This is a genomic window from Acidimicrobiia bacterium (assembly GCA_035948415.1).
Lineage (GTDB): Bacteria > Actinomycetota > Acidimicrobiia > IMCC26256 > PALSA-555 > PALSA-555.
This window is the reverse complement of sequence record DASZJD010000023.1, coordinates 1-13,957: the sequence shown is the minus strand read 5'-3', so window position 1 is coordinate 13,957 and position 13,957 is coordinate 1. Positions and strand designations below refer to the sequence as shown.

At 67.7% G+C, this 13,957-nt stretch carries 16 protein-coding genes; 5 read left to right on the top strand and 11 right to left on the bottom strand.

The genetic code is table 11. The features are described 5' to 3' along the window. Positions 1 to 29: 29 nt before the first annotated feature. The 7 genes from VG869_03185 to VG869_03155 all read right to left on the bottom strand — a co-directional run bounded on the left by VG869_03185 (position 30) and on the right by VG869_03155 (position 6,266). Entirely contained in the window at positions 30 to 1,496 is a 1,467-nt protein-coding gene (locus VG869_03185; GenBank protein HEV3450186.1) for an amidohydrolase family protein, read from the bottom strand. A 56-nt stretch (positions 1,497 to 1,552) separates the two neighbouring features. Continuing rightward, positions 1,553 to 2,362, bottom strand: a complete 810-nt coding sequence (locus VG869_03180) for an ABC transporter permease (protein ID HEV3450185.1) — start codon at positions 2,360 to 2,362, stop codon at positions 1,553 to 1,555. Continuing rightward, positions 2,359 to 3,327 carry an ATP-binding cassette domain-containing protein gene (locus VG869_03175; protein HEV3450184.1) on the bottom strand — a complete coding sequence of 323 codons (969 nt, stop codon included), beginning with the start codon at positions 3,325 to 3,327 and terminating at the stop codon, positions 2,359 to 2,361. Before VG869_03175 ends, VG869_03180 begins: the two co-directional genes overlap by 4 nt. An 8-nt stretch (positions 3,328 to 3,335) precedes the next feature. Then, positions 3,336 to 4,121, bottom strand: a complete 786-nt coding sequence (locus VG869_03170) for an alpha/beta fold hydrolase (GenBank protein HEV3450183.1) — start codon at positions 4,119 to 4,121, stop codon at positions 3,336 to 3,338. 204 nt (positions 4,122 to 4,325) lie between these two features. After that, positions 4,326 to 4,793, bottom strand: a complete 468-nt coding sequence (locus VG869_03165) for a hypothetical protein (GenBank protein ID HEV3450182.1) — start codon at positions 4,791 to 4,793, stop codon at positions 4,326 to 4,328. 390 nt (positions 4,794 to 5,183) lie between these two features. Beyond that, a complete protein-coding gene (locus tag VG869_03160; protein ID HEV3450181.1) occupies positions 5,184 to 5,627 on the bottom strand; it encodes a nitroreductase/quinone reductase family protein in 444 nt (147 codons plus the stop codon). A 267-nt stretch (positions 5,628 to 5,894) separates the two neighbouring features. Next, entirely contained in the window at positions 5,895 to 6,266 is a 372-nt protein-coding gene (locus tag VG869_03155) for a DUF1003 domain-containing protein (GenBank protein HEV3450180.1), read from the bottom strand. A gap of 599 nt (positions 6,267 to 6,865) precedes the next feature. On the opposite strand from VG869_03155, the gene VG869_03150 reads away from it, so the two are divergent. Continuing rightward, on the top strand, positions 6,866 to 7,123 hold the full coding sequence (locus tag VG869_03150; protein HEV3450179.1) for a hypothetical protein: 258 nt from the start codon (positions 6,866 to 6,868) through the stop codon (positions 7,121 to 7,123). Between the two features lie 114 nt (positions 7,124 to 7,237). Here the strand turns inward: VG869_03150 and VG869_03145 are convergent, their stop codons facing one another. Beyond that, positions 7,238 to 7,492 carry a DUF2061 domain-containing protein gene (locus tag VG869_03145; GenBank protein HEV3450178.1) on the bottom strand — a complete coding sequence of 85 codons (255 nt, stop codon included), beginning with the start codon at positions 7,490 to 7,492 and terminating at the stop codon, positions 7,238 to 7,240. A gap of 196 nt (positions 7,493 to 7,688) precedes the next feature. Here VG869_03145 and VG869_03140 point away from each other — a divergent pair, with 196 nt between their 5' ends. The 3 genes from VG869_03140 to VG869_03130 all read left to right on the top strand — a co-directional run bounded on the left by VG869_03140 (position 7,689) and on the right by VG869_03130 (position 10,844). After that, positions 7,689 to 8,357: an SDR family NAD(P)-dependent oxidoreductase gene (locus VG869_03140; GenBank protein HEV3450177.1), complete on the top strand. Its 669-nt coding sequence runs from the start codon at positions 7,689 to 7,691 to the stop codon at positions 8,355 to 8,357. 224 nt (positions 8,358 to 8,581) lie between these two features. Continuing rightward, on the top strand, positions 8,582 to 9,286 hold the full coding sequence (locus tag VG869_03135) for a crotonase/enoyl-CoA hydratase family protein (GenBank protein ID HEV3450176.1): 705 nt from the start codon (positions 8,582 to 8,584) through the stop codon (positions 9,284 to 9,286). Positions 9,287 to 9,485: 199 nt separating this feature from the next. Then, entirely contained in the window at positions 9,486 to 10,844 is a 1,359-nt protein-coding gene (locus VG869_03130; protein HEV3450175.1) for an FAD-dependent oxidoreductase, read from the top strand. A gap of 166 nt (positions 10,845 to 11,010) precedes the next feature. On the opposite strand, the gene VG869_03125 is transcribed toward VG869_03130, so the two are convergent. Beyond that, positions 11,011 to 11,457 carry a hypothetical protein gene (locus tag VG869_03125; GenBank protein ID HEV3450174.1) on the bottom strand — a complete coding sequence of 149 codons (447 nt, stop codon included), beginning with the start codon at positions 11,455 to 11,457 and terminating at the stop codon, positions 11,011 to 11,013. Between the two features lie 324 nt (positions 11,458 to 11,781). Then, positions 11,782 to 12,042 carry a hypothetical protein gene (locus VG869_03120; GenBank protein ID HEV3450173.1) on the bottom strand — a complete coding sequence of 87 codons (261 nt, stop codon included), beginning with the start codon at positions 12,040 to 12,042 and terminating at the stop codon, positions 11,782 to 11,784. 168 nt (positions 12,043 to 12,210) lie between these two features. Here VG869_03120 and VG869_03115 point away from each other — a divergent pair, with 168 nt between their 5' ends. Then, complete coding sequence (locus VG869_03115) at positions 12,211 to 12,714, top strand: histidine phosphatase family protein (GenBank protein HEV3450172.1); 504 nt, start codon at positions 12,211 to 12,213, stop codon at positions 12,712 to 12,714. A gap of 185 nt (positions 12,715 to 12,899) precedes the next feature. Here the strand turns inward: VG869_03115 and VG869_03110 are convergent, their stop codons facing one another. Next, positions 12,900 to 13,874 (bottom strand): DUF3089 domain-containing protein, encoded by a 975-nt coding sequence (locus VG869_03110; protein HEV3450171.1) that lies wholly within the window; start codon positions 13,872 to 13,874, stop codon positions 12,900 to 12,902. Between the last annotated feature and the right edge of the window lie 83 nt (positions 13,875 to 13,957).

Sequence of the window (13,957 nt, the reverse complement as noted above, 5' to 3'; positions counted from 1 at the left end):
GGGAGGCGCTGTACGTGGAGGCCCGACGGTCAGACCGGTCCATGAGCTTGAATCAGCGTCCGAAGCTCGGCTGCGTTCGCAGGGCCGTGGGTACGGTTCGATGCCGGGAGCGCCTCTCGCGCCCGCTGGATGTCGCTTGGCGTGAACGTGCAGCTGGGCTTGACGGGCTTCACGCCGTAGATCTGCGCCGCGTTGAGCCCGAGGATCTTGCGCTTGACGGTGGTTGTGAGAGCCGGATAGCCGAATAGCTCTTGATACTCGGGCGTGATCTCGAAGGCGCGGAACGCCTGGATCTGATCCTGCGGCGCGCCGTACCAGATCGAGTCCGTTCCCCAGACCACGTTGTCCGACCCGAGCTCCTTGAGAAGCTTGCCGAGTACGTGGGCAGCCTGCGTCGGGTCGCGCATCACGTTGCGCCAGGTCGAGCCGAGCTCGGCATAGACGTTGCCGCCGGGCCCGATGCCGGAGCCGCGCAGGGAGGTGATGAGCCGGTTCACGCCCTGGTTCGCGGTCGCGTCGGTGTACGGACCCTCGGTCTGCTCCGGCTCGTAGCCCGAGTGGTAGACGACGAATGTGACGCTCGGGTGGGCTCTCGCAGCCGGACCGACATCGACAGGTGATGCGTATTCGACCGCGCTCGCTCCGAAGAGGTTGCCGAAACCCTTGTGGACGCAGCAGATCTTCGATCGGCTGTTGGCGACCGCGTCGAGGAAGGCGTTCCCAACTTGGGGTACGCCGGCCTCGTGGTCGTCAAGCCACCACCGACCCGGAATGTGCGTGTAGACCTTCCAAGCCCCGATTCGGTGCGCTGCCTCGAGCGCGTGCATGCCCTCCAGGGTCGCGTCCAGACTTCCAAGCTGCGGGAAGGCTCCACCGTGCAGGAGGAGCCGCTCGTCGTGACACACGGCCTCGAAGGTTCGTCGTGCCTTCTCCATCTGATCGATCGACAACGGGCTCGCCTCACCCGGGATCGGCACCGCCGAGATCACAGCCATCGCCGTGTCGCTGAAGAGGAAGAGCTCTTCGAGGTACTGCTCGATGGAGAAGCACGCCAGCGGGTCGGCGGCACCGCACCGAGCTTGTGGGAACGCCTGGGCGAAGGATCCACCGGCTTGATGAGTGGCGTCGTACTCGAGGAAGTGGGTCTGCACGTCAAGGATGAACTCGTTGCCGCCCAACGTCCCGTTGGCGGCGCCGGGCTCCGTCGGTGCCTCCTTCGGGAGTCGAAAGTGGCCTCCCGCCGACCTCCCCTTCGCGGCGCGCGACTCGCCATGACACGCGCTGAGGGTGGCCAGCATGAGGGCGGCACCTCCCATCGATCGGAGGAAGTCGCGGCGGTCGACGTTCAGCCGCCGCGCGTGCGTCGCCGCCGCATCCCGGGTTCGGCGGATCGCCTCGTGCCCCACGGCGCCCAGGGGCTGAGGGAGGTACTCGCCGTTCGAGCACGGATTGAGCTTGATCGGGAGCTCGGAATCGGGGTCGTGCCGCGTGGCCACGCGCTGCTCAGTGTGGCACTCAGCCGATCGGCGTCGCGAGCCGGTCGCTCGGAGTACTAGCTGGGTCGGAGGCGTCCCCGCAGCGCGAGGAGGGCCAGCGTGATGCTCACCAGCCCAACGCCCGCGATCGCCGCGAAGCCCTCCGCCAGCGCTCCGCCGTCCCACCCAGTCAAAACGAGCGATCGCATGCCTTCGAGCAGGTACGTCACCGGGTTGTAGTTGGCGATCGTTGCGAGCCAGCCCGAGAGCGCTGCCTTCGGGAGGAAGGCGGTGGTCAGAAATGCGAACGGAAAGAAGAGGATGAAGCTCGTGTTGACGGCGGCGGGGTTCCCGGTCTTCAGCGCGATCGCGTACGGGAACCCCGTGAACGCCAGGCCCCAGAGGCCGCCCATGAGCACGAACACGAGGACGCCGCCGACCCCGGTCGGGAAGCGCACGCCGACGATGAACCCCAGGATCAGGACCGGGATGGTGAGCCCGCACACCACGAGGAAGTCGGCCGCCATCAAGCCCAGGAGCAGGGGCAGCCGGCGGACCGGGGTCATCAGCAGCCGGTCGAAGTATCCGTCTTGGATGTCGGTGACGAGTGCGGAAGCCCGAGACACGCCGGTGACGGCAAAGATGATCGCGACCGGGAGCTGGAAGGCCTTGAAGTTCGTGACCCGACCTCCGTGCTCGGCGAGCTTCGCGAGCGCTCCGATGTTGATGAAGAAGAAAAACATCGGGATGAACAATGCCGGTACGAGGACTTCGGGCTCCCGAGGCACGGCCCGGACCGCTCGGCTCGCGATCGCCAGGCAGTCGGAGAGGAAGCCGGCGGGGCGAGCCCGGACCGGGGACGAGGCGTCGACGGCAATCGTGGTCACTGGCTCTCCCTCTCATCAGTGTCACTGCTGTCCGAACCGAGATGGCCGCCGGTGATCCTCAGGTACACGTCGTCAAGCGTCGGTCGCCGCATCGTGAGGCTGCGGACCTTGACACCGCACTCGTCGAGGGCGACGGCGATCGGGCTGAGGAGCGCGGGGGCGTCCGGCGTCAGGATCGTGAGCTCTTCGCCGTGCTGTTCAACTCGGGTGACGCCCGGGAGGTGCTCGAGTTGTGCGCAAGCCCGGGCCGCGTCCGGGCCGACCTCGGCCACGACGACGTCCGAACCCAGCGATCGCTTGAGCTCGTCCGGGGTGCCTTCGGCGATCAGGCGGCCCCGGTCGATGATCCCGACCCGATGGGCCAGGCTGTCGGCCTCCTCCAGGTACTGCGTCGTCAGGAAGATGGTCTTGCCAGCATCGTTCAGCCGCCGTACCTCCTCCCAGACGCGCGCTCTGCTGACCGGATCGAGCCCGGTCGTCGGCTCGTCGAGGAACAGGACGACCGGGTTGTGGATCAGCGCGATCGCGAGGTCGAGCCGTCGCTTCATTCCGCCCGAGTAGGTCTTGACTCGTCGCTCGAGCGCATCGCCGATGTCGACGAGCGCGGCCAGCTCGTGAAGCTGGCGCTCGATCTGGTCACGGCCCAGACCGTAGAGGCGGCCCTGCAGCCGCAGCAGCTCTACGCCAGACTGATTCGGGTCGAGTGACGCGTCTTGCAGTGCCACGCCGATGCGGAGCCGGACATCCTGCGACTGGTTCACCACGTCGTAGCCGGCCACGTGGGCCGAGCCCGCTGAGGGAACGAGCAGCGTGCACAGCATGCGGACCATCGTGGACTTTCCGGCCCCGTTCGGCCCGAGGAATCCATAGATCTCCCCGTCCGGGACGGCGAGGTCAACGCCTGCGACCGCTCGAGTCTCGTTGAACGAGCGTTCGAGGCCTTCGGTCACAATCGCCTGGCCCATGGCGCTGGTCATTCTCCGTCGCCCGCGGTGGCGCCCCGCGAGCCAGTGGAGCGCTCGTGCGGACGGCACAGCGCCTGGAGATGGAGCGCTTCGAGATGGCGCGCGAACAACGCGGGATCGTCGAACATCCAGTCGTGATCAATGGGCCCATACCCAGCGGGTCGGTTGGCGACAGTGAAGCTGGCGTTGATGCGCCTCGCGAACTCGATGCCGTCACGACGGGCGAGGATCGTGTCTCGTTCGGCCCAGAGGACGTGACACGGAAGCTCGGCGGTGGCGACGACCTCGATCTCGTCCTCGCGATTACTCGAGAATGCCCAGAGCGCAGCGGACGCGAGCTGGATTGGGTGGGTGAACCATGACCGGAAGAACGCTGAGACCGCGGGCCTCGTGACGAGGCCGAGATCTCCGATCGGGTGAGACAGAGCCTCTCTGGCCAGGCCGAGGTCGCTCTGTACACCGAGGGTGTCGCTGAACACGCACTCCACGACCCGATCCGGGACGCGAGCGGCAAGGCCGAGCTCGAGACCGCCGCCGAAGGAGTGCCCGAGCAGGCTGATCCGATCGACCCCCAGATCGTCGAGCGTGGCCTCCAGGCAATCGATGGCGTGCTCGAACGTCCAGCGTTCTGGAAGCTCCAGAATGGCCGGAATGACGACGCGGACGCGGTCGGCGAGCAGGCGAGCCATTGGGACGTAGGTGCTCGGTCGCATGCCGTAGCCGTGGAGGAGCATGATCGTCGCGCCGGCGCCGATCGAGATCGAGCGCAGCGGTCGCGCTCGGGACCCGTTCACGAGGCCCGGTGCGGAGATTCAAGATGACAGGTGCTCCGTTCCACCGAGCGGGAAGTCTGGCGCAGTTGTGAGTCCGTGGCGACGACCATCAGTCCGGGAGGCGTGTTCGACTGCCTCCGCGCGGGGCCGGTCGATGGACTGCCAGCCCGGGCGCGGATAGCAGGGAATGGCAACTTTGTGCCGGGAGTTCGACATCGTCCGGCCTCAAGGTCGGGGATCCTGACGGTCGAGGTACCAATGGCGGACGACCGTGCAGATCCACTCATGCTCTTTCGCCGGGTTCTGGTTCACGATGAATCGGCTGATCGTCCGCTGGCCGCCCTCCTGATCGCCGTACAGCAGGTCGATGGTCACGGGTTGACCGGCGGCGACGTTGGCCAATGTCCTCGCCCGGTCGGGGTGCTCGGGGTCCCGTATGGCCGCCAGCCACCAGCCGTCGTCGCCTGGTGGGACATAGAGGTCCACCGTCTGCGGACGAAACTCGGCGCCATCAGGCGGGGTCATGACCTGAGCCGAGAAGGCCATCATGGCGTTCATGGTCGCAAGGTCGGCGTTGTGGTCGATCGTTGGGGCATCGGGCCCGATCTGCCAGCCGCGTAGGACCGCGATGCCGGATCCCACGTTGCGCAACGACATGGCGAGGTAGATGACGTCGTTGGTGTCCTGGAGCACGGCTCCGGCGCCTGGGAGTTTGGCCCAGTGGTCGTCGCCCCATCTGAGGATCTGCGTCGGGGCTTGAGGCCGGGAGGGGAAGAGGACCGGGCGGAGACCGATCTGGAGGGCTCGCTCCGTGGTTCGTGCCGATCGGTTCGCGCTTCGGACCGAAGAGAACGTCGCCACCGCGAGAACGAGCGTCCCGCCCGCGGTGGCCAGGGACGAGACGGTGGACCAGTCGGTCACGGAGCAACGCTACCGGCCTGTTGAGCGATCGTGCTCTTGGCTTCGGTCACGTCGGTGCGATCGTGAGCTCGGGGTGCTCGGCTGCGCACGCGTCGAGTAACGGGCGCTCGCGGATCGTGGTGTAGCAGATCTCGGGATGGCGCCTGTCCGAGCTGACGGGGCCTAGCCCTGAGCGCGGTCTACGGACTCGAGGATCACGAGCGGGATCTCACGGTCGGTCTTGGTCTGATAGCCGGCGTACCCCTGGTACCTGCTGGTTACCCGGGGCCAGAGCGTCGACCGTTCCTGTGGCGTCGCCACCCGCGCGTGCATTGATTGGGTCGGCGCTCCGGCGAACGCCACCTTGACCTCGGGATGGTCGCGCAGGTTGAGGAACCAGGCGGGATGGTGGTCATCGCCACCGCGTGACGCAACGATCACGATGGCGTCGCCGTCTTGCACTGGCGATGTCAGCATCACCGTGTGGGGCTGCCCGCTCTTCCGCCCCGTCGTCGTGAGTTCGAGCACGGGCATGCCACCGACCTTCGATCCGAGCCGTCCAGCGCTGAGCTTGAGCATGGCCCGGTGGATCAAGTTCATCGTCCTGAGCTGCAGGTCGGTTGGCACACCCCGGACAATACGGGCGCGCGCTTCAAGTCGCCAAGGGGACAGACACTCGTCGATGGGCTCGGAACGGCGTCGTGTGCTCCGGCGGGCCAGGACCACGAGCGGCCGGACCTCGCCGCAGCCCACCGGACACGGCCGAGCGCAGGTTACGCCGCCACTCGTGACGCCGCGCACCGACGGTCACGACAGCTCCTCCAGTTGCCGGCCCGCTCGCGTGGCCGTCAAGGGGCAGGTTCGAGCTCCGACCCGAGAATCGGGCCGCTGCCGCTAGGACTTCTTCGCAAGTTCCTCGAGAATGGCGCGGTTCTGTTCGAGGAGCTCGTGGTTGTTCTGTGCGAGTTCCTCGAGTCGAGTGTGGACGGCCTCGATTCGGGCGAAAGCCTGCTGATCAGTCGCGTAGTCGTGCTCGGCGAGTTGACTCGCGATCTGGTCTGAGCGCTTCGCAGCGATCAACAGGATGGCCCCCTGGAGACCAGCGACCATCGAGAGGAACAGGTTCAGCAGGATGTAGGGGTAAGGATCGAAGCCGTGCTTCCCGTTCGTTCCGCCCAGCCAGAAAATGCTGTTCACGATCGCCCACAACACCATCACCGCGATGAAGATGCCGACGAACGCCCACGAGCCCATCGTGTTGCGCATCGTGTCGGCGGAGCGTTCCCCCAGCGTGAGCTGGTCGCCGCTGGAGACGGCAGGGTGCCGGTCCCAGTAGGTCAGGAAGCCACGACGCGGATGGCGGGTGGGGATCTCTGGTGCCTGAACCGCCGTCTTGTTCGTCAACGTCACGCTCCTCTTGGCAACCGGTGTCCTCGTCCTCACGTGCAAGCAGACGGTAGGTCACCGCGGGCACCGTGAACGATCCGCGCCCCCAGACCCGCATCCGCCACCAGGCATCGAGGACACTTCAGTTGGCCCCGCCGGCAGAGCGGCTCTGTTCACGCCCGCGCGCGCCGGCGGGGTCGATTCGCGGTGAGGAAACCCCCAGTCCGGCGGACAGGCTCAAGGATCAGGACCCCGGCTGCCGATAACGAAACGGTCGGCTGGGTCGCGGTCGCCGACGCGATGGGAATGGAGCGTGTATGCGGCGAAGCCGCACGGTGGGGATCGGTATGGGCCTGGCCGCGGCCGCCGTTGCGCTGGTCAGTGCAGCGTGCATCGGGGCCGCCCCTCCGTCCTCGGCGAGCCTCGCGATGAGTCCCTCGCCGGCGATCTTTCCTTCTGTTCCTCCCCCCTACTCGCCGATGCCCATCGTGCCGGTCACGGTGACGAACACCGGGGGACATGCGGCGAGGGGAATCGCCGTCAATGGGGTCGGTGTCTACAGCGTCCCCTCGAGCTCCTGCTCGACGCTCGCCCCCGGCCAGAGCTGTGTCGCCGACATCCAGTTCTGCCCCACCTCGCCTGGGAACTACACGAATTCGCTCCTCGTCACGGGCCAAGACGCCGTCACCGGGTCACCGCTGCAGGCGAGGGCGATGCTCGAGGGAGTGGCGACGTAGCCAGCCGGGCTGGAGGCGTCGACCATCGCTACCGTTGATCTCGAGCGTCAACGAGCGACCATGACTGCACCGTCGCCGTGACTGGAGCGTGGGGCGAGGAACGACGGATGCGATCTAGCCGGCCTGCCGGCCCGCGACAGCGTCCCGGTCCCGGTGTCGTTCCCACCATCGCTCGTGGACGTAGAAGGCGGGGATCTGGATCGCGTTGTAGATCAAGGCGATCGAGGTGGTCTGCACGGCTGACCCAGTGATGATCCAGCCGAGAACTCCGAGGACTACGAGAGCCCAGATGCGCCACGACACCGCCTTCGCCCACGCCCTGGTCCGAGGCCGCTGGGCGAGCCGGGCCCTTCGCTCGCTGCCGTTCATGCCCTGCGAACTATACGTTCACGCCCGAACCCTCGACGAAGCCGACGCCCGCGAGTCGACGGACGCTGGAGGGCGCGCGTGACCGATGAGTCGCTCTCAACGTGGACGTCAGCCTCAAGCAGCGCGAGTCCTGACAGGTCGATTAGCAGGCATCACAGCGCTTGTCGTCCCTAGCCCCGGGCCACATACTCGAACCGTGGACATTGCCGGAAGGGTCGCGGTGGTCACTGGGGCCGGCGCAGGCATCGGCGAGGGCGTCGCGCGCCGGCTTGGTGAATGCGGCGCCGCACTCATCGCCGCCGACGTCGACGATCAGACCGGAGCCGCCACTGCCGACGCAGTCCGTGCTGCCGGTGGGCGCGCGGAGTTCGTGCACGCTGACGTATCGCAAGAAGCCGACGCCCGATCAATGGTCGACGCTGCGACCGACGCGTTTGGTGGTCTCGACATCCTGGTGAACAACGCCGGCATCGCGACGACGCCGGCGTTTCCCGAGGCGGACGCCGAAGACTGGATGCGGGTGGTGGATATCAACCTGCGGGGCGTGATGCTGGGCACGTTCTACGCGATAGCCGCCATGCGCGACCGGGCTGGGGGTGCCATCGTCAACATCGCCTCGCTCGCGGGTCTGGGACGGGGGCCCCACGCATCACCTGACTACGCCGCGACAAAGGCAGCCGTCGTCAGACTGAGCACCGCGCTCGCGCCCCTTGCGACGAGCCGGGCCATCCGGGTCAATTGTGTCTGCCCGGACTGGGTCGACACCCCGATGAGTCGGCGGACACGTGCTCGCATGTCCGTCGAAGACCGAGCAATCGCGGTCCCTCGGCAATGCTCTCGCCCAGCGACATCGCGGATGCTGTGATCGAGCTGATCACGGACGACTCACTCGTTGGTCGCGTCATGTGCTGCTGGTGCGGGCGCCCACGCTCCCTTCTCCCCGTCGATGGCCGGGAATGACCGTCTGACTGGACGCCGATTGACGACTGCCGGTCTGGCCCCCGGAGGCGGGTGATCCGCGAGCGCAGGTTCGCAGCGCCGCGCGGTGCGACACTCTCCTGACGTGATATCTGGGGCTGGAAGGTCCACATGAGCGAGCTCGCCGCGTATCAGTTCGATCCTCCCGTTGGAGTGATCAGGATGGACGACGGAAAGGCAAACGCGCTCTCGCCGGAGATGCTCCGGGACATCAACGCGGCCCTGGACCGCGCAATGATTGACCAGGCGGTGGTGGTGCTCAGCGGCCGGGACGGGAGGTTCTCGGCCGGCTTCGACCTGAACGTGCTGGGGGCTGGTGGTCCAGCCGCGATCAATCTGCTCCGAGCGGGCTTCGAGACCGCCGAGCGACTCCTCTCGTTTCCGACGCCCGTCGTCATGGCGTGCACGGGCCACACGATCGCGATGGGTCTCTTCCTGCTGCTTTCGGGCGACTACCGAGTCGGCGGCTCGGGCGACTACAAGCTGACCGCCAATGAGGTCGCGATCGGTCTCACGATGCCACAGTCGGCGATCGAGATCTGTCGTCAACGCCTCACTCCGGCGGCCCTCACCCGGGTCGTGAACCTCGCCGAAGTCTTCGCGCCGGATCAAGCCGTCGCCGCGGGCATCTTGGACCGGGTCGTCGAGTCGTCAGATCTCGAGGAGGTCACACGTGATACGGCCGTGCGACTTGCCGCGCTGGACATGCGTGCTCACGCGGCGACCAAGCTGCGAGCGAGAGCCCCGGCCCTGACGGCCCTACGAGCCGCGATCGCGGCGGACGACGCCGCGCTCCGTGGGCAGTCCCAGCCCTAAGAGCGCGGCTCTCACACCCTCCGAGGATCGGCTTGACCGTCCGCTCCTCGCCTCGGCGCCCGGCGCAGCGGCGCCGTCATGACCCCGCGCGCCCGCCGCGCGTATCCCGTCTGCCCAAGCGACCGCGCCTGAGCGACGACGTCGCGTCGCCGCTTCGACCACTGCTCCGCGAGACGCAGGCGGCTACGGTGCGGCCCGCATGGCCACGCGGATCGACGTGGACGTTTGCGTGGTCGGCGCGGGCTACGCCGGTCTCACCGCGGCGCGGCGGCTGAGCCAGGCGGGACGATCCGTCGTCGTCCTCGAGGCGCGCGATCGTGTCGGCGGCCGGATCTGGACCTACCACCTCCCGGATGGCTCGCCGGTCGACCGCGGCGGCGCCTGGCTCGGTCCGCGACATGACGCGATCTTCGGCCTGGCCCGAGAGCTCGGGGTGTCCACCTACAAGACCTGGGTGAAGGGTGCGCATCTCCTCATCGGTGCGGGGCGCACACGCCGGTACACCGGGCTGATACCGAGAATCAGTCCGCTGGCCGTCGCCACCCTCGTCTTGGCCCAGGCCAGGGTCGATCGCATGGCCAGACGAGTTCCGCTTGACGCGCCGTGGACAGCGCGGCGGGCTACCGAGTGGGACTCGCGCTCGGTGGCCTGGTACATCGAGCGATCGGGGATCCGGACCCAGATCGCCCGTGACCTCTTCGAGATGGCCGTGCGCGGCCTGTTCACCACCGACCTCAACCAGGTGTCGCTTCTCCATCTCCTGCTTCTCGTCCACGGGCACGGAAGCATCAACACTCTCTTTTCGATCAAAGGGGGCGCTCAGGAGAACATGGTCAACGGCGGTGCTGGACTGATCGCGACACGAATGGCGGACGCTCTCGGTGACGCAGTACACCTCAGCGCTCCCGTCCGGTCGATCACGCAGCGGGACGATCACGTCGTTGTCGACACCGATCAGATCGGAGTGTCGGCCCGGCACGCGGTCGTGACGGTTCCACCGACGCTCGCCCTGGAGATCGCGTTCGATCCTCCGCTTCCCGATGATCGGCTGACCCTCTACCGCAAAGCGAGCGCTGGTTGGGAGACGAAGACCTTGGTGGTCTATGACGAGCCGTTCTGGCGGGCCGAGGGCTTCAGCGGACAGACGGCCGAACCAAGGTCCGCTGCCGAGGTAACTCTTGACGCAGGTCCGGCGTCTGGGCGGCCGGGCGTCATCGCGTCCTTTACCTTCGGTCCGGTCGCTGAGCGCGTCCATGCCTTGAGCGTCGAGGAACGGCGACGTGCCGTGCTGGATGCGCTCGCAGCCAGGCTTGGGCCCCGCGCTGGTACTCCGGCGGACTACATCGAGACTGCTTGGTGGACCGAAGATTGGACTCGAGGTTGCACGATGGCGCACCTCGGTCCGGGAGTTCTCACCCAATATGGGCGTCTCCTTCGAGAGCCGCTCGGGCGCGTGCACTGGGCGGGAACGGAGACGTCGACGACCTCACACGGCGCGATCGACGGTGCGGTTCGCTCGGGCGAGCGGGCTGCGGTCGAGATACTCGACCGGATGTGACACGGACCGGTGCGCCCGGGGGCCAAGCGGCGACGAGCTCGACCGTCACGTGAACGACGAAGCCGCCGCTCTCCCGGATTCGCAGGTACGCGGTTTCCCAGTCGTCGCGGCGCCCCGTTCGTCACGGCATCGGCTTGCCCATGATCGTGACGGCTCGGGGAACCTCTCACTTCGCCCCGCTATGGCGCTCCCAACCGTTCAAGCGCATATCGGCTCGGATGAACGCCTCCGCGCTCTTGTGGCCGCGAAGGTCGGCGAAGTAGAGATCTCCGTGGTACCGCTGGATCACACGAGGCCAGAGCTCTTCTGCGAGCGGCCGGTCGGGACCCACCTGTCCGTTTGCCTCTGATCTGCGGGCGAGCTCCTCGACGCTCGCGAACGTGGGAACGTGGCGCATCGTGTGCAGCGCGGCCTCGTCATCGGTGTTCCCTGCCCGCTTCCGCGCGACGTAGACAATCAAGGCGCGATACTTCCAACTGCGCCGGATCTCCTGACGCGTCCGGTCTGAGAGAGCCCACCACCCGCGCAAGTCGTCGTCGGTCACACCGTCCGCTCGCCGCGCTGCGAGCATGGCCTGTGCGTCGGGGTCTCCGGCCGTGGCCTCGCGGAGCATCAACTCTCCTGCGTTCGGCCTCCCGCGCAAATGCATGGTCCCCACCGTGCCGTTCTTGCGAGGAGTGCATGATGCCTTTGACAGGCCGTGGGCAGCAACACGCCGCCGGCAATCCCGCGAGCTCGTCCGCGATGGTTCGTCCGGATGTCACCAGCGCGACGTGTCGTGCGCCCTCTAGTGGCCAAATAACCGCGCTGAGTGACAGCTGCCGGAGCCGAATCCTCACTGGCACTTGGAGATGCCGCGTGGGTGTCCGGATGGGCACGGTCGGCCGCACGGCACCGGAACACCGTCGGTGTCAGGACCAACGTCCGCAGGTGGCAATCAGGGCCGTTGCGGGCCGCCTCCAGATCGCGCGCGGAGCGTGGCGCCGAAGCGCTGCCAACGCACGATCATCACGGCTCGCACGACCGCCATGAGGCCGATGATCACGCCGATCAGCACCGCGCCGCTCGCAACCAGCACGATCGCCAGCACCGCCGACAGGCTGACGAGGAGCCAGCGGAGGCGCCACCAGGACTTCGTCGATCGACTCAGCCCGCCCAGCAGGCCCGTTTCGCTCATCGCGTTCTCCGGTCTCGTCATCTCGACCCATCCTCTCCCGCTCTGCCCGATCCTGGCTCGGAACGGGCGACATCGGGTCAGGAGCCGGTTAGGACCTTGCGGCACGCTTGACCCCTGACCGGGCTCGGGGCGAGGCCCGGCGAGGCGCGCCGTCTGGTTGCCGAGGCCGCTCGAGGCGCAGAATGCCTCGTGCTCGCGCTGATCGTCCTCCGCCACGCCAAGTCCGACTGGGACTCGGGGTTCGCAGATGACCGCCATCGTCCGCTCGCCCGCCGCGGGAAGAGGGCCGCCCAGCGCATCGGGCGATTCTTGGCCGCCGCCGGCCAGATCCCCGATGCGGCCATCACCTCGCCCGCCGAGCGAGCCCAGGCGACGTTGAGCTTGGTGATGGCCGCAGCCGGATGGCATTGCCCCGCGCGCTCCGCCGAGGGCCTCTACGGCGGAGGAGTGACCGGTCTGCTGGCCGAGGTCCGCGCCGAGCGGAACCGGACGCAGCTGCTGCTGGTCGTCGGCCACGAGCCCACGTGCTCGGAGGCGGTCGCCCTCCTCATCGGCGGCGGGCACATCCGGCTCCCCACTGCGGCCGTGGCGCGCGTCGACCTGGAGACGGAACGCTGGGAGGAGGTGGGGCCGGGAACGGGAGTCCTCGCCTGGAGCGTTGTCCCGCGGCTTCTGGGCGGGCGAGTCGATTGAGATGACCGTCACGCCTTCGCTCGCTCGGGCTGATTCGGTCGCGCGCGCTTCCGAGCGGAGCGGCCGGACTCGGCTCGACTCGAAGCCGAGGGGCTCGGGCCGAACCGCACCGTTGGAGCCCGTCGACGGCACCGAGCGTGGCGACGCGCGGGCCGACGCACGCTGACCCACGCGCCTGTCCCCGCTCAGGAACTCGACGAGCGCCCCTTGCCGCCGGCGTACGCGGTCGCTTCCGTTTGCAGGAGCGCCGTCAGGTTGCCCAACGCGATGTTCGCGTCGACGAGGTGCAGGCCCCAGGTGGGATCCGGGCTCGGGCGGATAGTCGGCGCGCCGTCTACGGGCGAGATCTCGAGGACGTTCGACCCGCCAGCCGAGGAGCAGCGCGCCGCGTAGCTGCCGCGAGCCTCGATCCACGGCGTGGTGGCCGTCGGAAGGGTCAGGTCGAGGAGCCGGGTCGCCGCTGCGATGGTCGATCCCGGAGCGAACGGCTCGGTCGGGAAGACCGGGTCGAGGGTGCCGGCGCCACCCTGGAGCGCTGCCGGGTTCGCGCACAGCACCTCGAGCCCAGGGGTGCTCGTGTGCCCAAACTTGGTGTTGGGCGGAGGAGGCTCGTCAAAGGTCGAGAACGCGACCACACAGCCGACCTGCGTGCGGGCACGGCACGCCGGAACGTGCTGGAAGTCCCCGCCGACATCCTGTCCTTGTTTGACGGTGACGTTCCCGCCCAGGAGGAACGCCGAGACCAGCCGCTTTCGGACGCTCGGCTTGGGATCGACCTCAGACGCGATCAGCTGGCGCAGCATGAACGAACCCTGGGAGTGCCCGATGAGCACTACGCCGCGACCGTGGTTGAAGTCCCTCAGGTAGGTCAGCCATGCGTCGCGGACGCTGCCATATGCGACCGCAGCGTCGGCTCCCCTGATCTGGCCGCCGATGGCCGCGAGCGTCAGCTGCCGGTACATCGGGGCGAACACTCGGCAGTACTGCGAGTACCGGGCGGCCTGGTAGAGCGCGATCGACCGCTCCTCAGGATCGATCTGCAGGTTGGCCAATGGTGTCTTCTGGTCGCTGACGGTCGGGTACACGTAGAAGCAGTCGACCTTCGGGCTCGACTCCGCCCGAGGATGGTCGACACCCAGTGGTTGCCCCGACGGTGTCACCAGAGTCGTCGTGAGGCTCGGTGCGCACGGATCCGGACGAAGGCCTGGCCGACAGAGCCAAACGGTCTGGGTCGACGCCGCGC

Excerpts from the sequence above, each read along its gene's own strand:
- VG869_03175 (HEV3450184.1), bottom strand. The coding sequence starts at position 3,327 with ATGGGCCAGGCGATTGTGACCGAAGGCCTCGAACGCTCGTTCAACGAG.
- VG869_03155 (HEV3450180.1), bottom strand. The coding sequence starts at position 6,266 with ATGCGCAACACGATGGGCTCGTGGGCGTTCGTCGGCATCTTCATCGCG.
- VG869_03150 (HEV3450179.1), top strand. The coding sequence starts at position 6,866 with ATGCCCATCGTGCCGGTCACGGTGACGAACACCGGGGGACATGCGGCG.
- VG869_03145 (HEV3450178.1), bottom strand. The coding sequence starts at position 7,492 with ATGAACGGCAGCGAGCGAAGGGCCCGGCTCGCCCAGCGGCCTCGGACC.
- VG869_03135 (HEV3450176.1), top strand. The coding sequence starts at position 8,582 with ATGAGCGAGCTCGCCGCGTATCAGTTCGATCCTCCCGTTGGAGTGATC.
- VG869_03130 (HEV3450175.1), top strand. The coding sequence starts at position 9,486 with ATGGCCACGCGGATCGACGTGGACGTTTGCGTGGTCGGCGCGGGCTAC.
- VG869_03125 (HEV3450174.1), bottom strand. The coding sequence starts at position 11,457 with ATGCTCCGCGAGGCCACGGCCGGAGACCCCGACGCACAGGCCATGCTC.
- VG869_03120 (HEV3450173.1), bottom strand. The coding sequence starts at position 12,042 with ATGACGAGACCGGAGAACGCGATGAGCGAAACGGGCCTGCTGGGCGGG.